This is a genomic window from Burkholderia sp. HAN2018, from assembly GCF_024704855.1.
GTDB lineage: Bacteria > Pseudomonadota > Gammaproteobacteria > Burkholderiales > Burkholderiaceae > Burkholderia > Burkholderia cepacia.
The window spans coordinates 1-2322 of record NZ_QOBB01000456.1; the positions used below are offsets into that span (position 1 = coordinate 1).

The window sequence follows — 2322 nt, forward strand, 5'->3', positions numbered from 1 at the left end:
GGCGCCGGGCCGTGTTCGGCCCGACCGCCGTGCCGCCCGGCGCCCGCACCGTGCACCGCAGCGGGGCAGCCGCATCGCGGGTCGCCTCGCATCGTCCGGCAACCTGCCCCGTCTCACCCGTTCTCCCCGGCGCCGCGCCGTTTCCCGGCCGGCATCCCGAACCCGCCCGCCGAGGGCTTTCGCTATTCCGTTTATGTTTCGTTCCCTGACGACCCTGATCAAGAAGTGGCGCGCGTCGCGCAATGCCGGTCACCAGCTCGATGCGCTGCTCGCGCACGCCGACGCCGATGCGTCGTACGCCGAGCGCAGCGAATGGCTGATCGAGCTCGCGCACTGGCTGCGCCGCACCGGCACGATGCAGGACGCGCCGGCCGATCGCGACGCCGATGCGCGCGCGTATCCGGCCCACGCGCGCTTGCGCTACCTGTTCCACGTGCTCGATCGCAACCCCGCATGGAAGGCGCACGCCGCGCGCATCCTGCGCGGCATCCTGCGCGAGTGCGACGGCATCTCGCTCCTGTGCGACGCCGGCATGCCCGTGCACTCGGGCTTCTTCGGCGCGCTGTTCGAGCGGATCGACTCGTCGCTGATCCCGCCGGCGCCGAACCGCCGCGAGCTGTCGGCGCTCTTCACGCTGATGTTCCCGACGCCGGAAGACGCGCAATGGATCGACGCGCTGCCCGACGATCTCCTCACGCGCCTCGCCGACCTGTTCTCGTTCGACGTCACCGACGAAGAGCGCCACGAGCCGGGTTCGTTCTCGCGCGACCTGCTGGCCGCGCTGCACAACCTGACCTGCCAGATCAGCTCGACCGGCCTGTCGCAGACGGTGCGCAGCCGGCTCTCCGACGACGACGCGCGCAAGCCGCTGGAAACGCAGCCGTTCTACCGCCTCACGCGCGCGATGCTCGCGGTCGAGACCGCGCACGCGGCCGTCGAGGACGGCGGCGACCCGAGCAAGCTGCTGCACGAGGTCAACTACCTGCGCGTGCTGCTCGACGAATGCCGGATCGCCGTCGACGAGGTGTTCTCGCACCTGTACCGCAACGGCGTGTCGGTCGACATCGTGTTCCAGGTCGAGCGGATGCGCATGCGCATCCTGCGCGCCGAGATGCTGCTCAACGCGTGGATGGCGCGCGACGACCTGCACGGGATGGCGCACCTGACGGCCGAGCTCGTCGACGCGAACCACAACAGCCAGAGCGTGTCGCACCTCGTGCGCAGCAACTTCTCGCTGTTCGCGCGCAAGCTCGTCGAAACCAACGCGGACACCGGCGAGCACTACATCTCGCGCGGCCGCGCCGAGTACCTGAAGATGCTGCGGATGGCCGCGGGCGGCGGCCTCGTCACCGTCGTGACGGTGTGCGTGAAGTTCGCGATCACGGGCGCGCACCTGCAGTCGATGCTCGAAGGGCTGCTCGCGGGCATCAACTACGCGGCCAGCTTCATGCTGATGCACTTCCTGCACTTCACGCTCGCGACCAAGCAGCCTGCGATGACCGCGCCGACGCTCGCGCGCGAGCTGGACGACACGGGCCACGACGAAGGCGTGAAGGCGTTCGTGGCATCGGTGATCGCGCTGATCCGCACGCAGGCCGCCGCGATTTCGGGCAACGTGCTCGTCGTGCTGCCCGTGTGCCTGCTGGTGCAGCTGTTCGCCGGCAACCTGCTGCATGCGAACCTGATCTCGCCGGAGAAGGCGCACGCGACGCTGCACTCGTTCTCGCTGCTCGGCCCGACGCCGCTCTACGCGGCGCTGACCGGCGTGCTGCTGTGGGCGTCGAGCCTGCTTGCGGGCTGGGCCGACAACTGGTTCGTGCTGCACCGGGTCGGCGACGCGCTCACGTACAACCGCCGGCTGCGCCTCACGCTCGGCGCGGCCGGCGCCGCGAAGCTCGCGCATTTCTGCCGGTCGAACGTGGCCGGCGTGGTCGCGAACGTCGGCCTCGGCCTGATGCTCGGTCTCATCCCCGCGATCGTCACCGTGTTCATGTTCCCGTTCGAGGTGCGGCACGTGACGCTGTCGGCCGGCTCGATCGGGATCGCGCTCGGCGTGCTGGGCAAGGACGCGCTGGGCACCCCCGAGCTGTGGTGGGCCGGCGCCGGCGTGCTCAGCATGGCGATCCTCAACGTGCTCGTGAGCTTCGCGCTCGCGTTCACGATGGCCGTGCGCTCGCGCAGCCTGCGCCCGACCAAGGTGCGCGCGCTCGTCGCCGCGATCGTCCGCACGGTGCTGTCGAATCCGCTCGCGCTGTTCTGGCCGGGCAGCGGCCCGGCCGCCCGCGCCGGCCAGCCGGGCTCGCACTGAGCCCACGGCGGCCT

The 2322-nt window shown here is 70.6% G+C and carries 1 protein-coding gene; it reads left to right on the forward strand.

Translation table 11 applies throughout. From position 1 onward, the window contains the following. Window positions 1-193 precede the first annotated feature (193 nt). On the forward strand, window positions 194-2308 hold the full coding sequence (locus DPV74_RS40885; RefSeq protein WP_119339252.1) for a site-specific recombinase: 2115 nt from the start codon (window positions 194-196) through the stop codon (window positions 2306-2308). Window positions 2309-2322: the final 14 nt, after the last annotated feature.